The sequence below is a fragment of the Salmonella sp. SAL4457 genome (assembly GCF_046548235.1).
Lineage (GTDB): Bacteria > Pseudomonadota > Gammaproteobacteria > Enterobacterales > Enterobacteriaceae > Salmonella > Salmonella enterica.
Genome location: NZ_JBGDZO010001415.1, coordinates 1 through 232, shown reverse-complemented (window position 1 = coordinate 232; position 232 = coordinate 1). Strand labels below are relative to the sequence as shown.

The 232-nt window shown below is 67.7% G+C and carries 1 protein-coding gene; it reads left to right on the top strand.

Going from position 1 to position 232, the window contains the following annotated elements; all coding sequences use genetic code 11:
• Positions 1 to 232: oxygenase MpaB family protein (locus tag ACLJNW_RS28830; RefSeq protein ID WP_410962109.1), on the top strand; the 232-nt coding region annotated here is incomplete at both ends.

Genomic DNA, 232 nt, shown 5'->3' with positions numbered 1-232 from the left:
GTGTGGGACCACTCCAATTTCCGCGACGACCTGCTCGGGCGCCTGCGTCGCACCGGTCAGTTCATCTCGGCCACCACCTACGGCCCGCTGGCCGATGCCGAGCGACTGATCGAGCGGGTCCGGCGCATCCACGAAAGCGTCATCGGCCAGTTGCCCGACGGCACGCCCTACTCCGCCAGCGACCCGGACCTGCTGACCTGGGTGCATGTCGCCGAGGTCAGCAGCTTTCTCA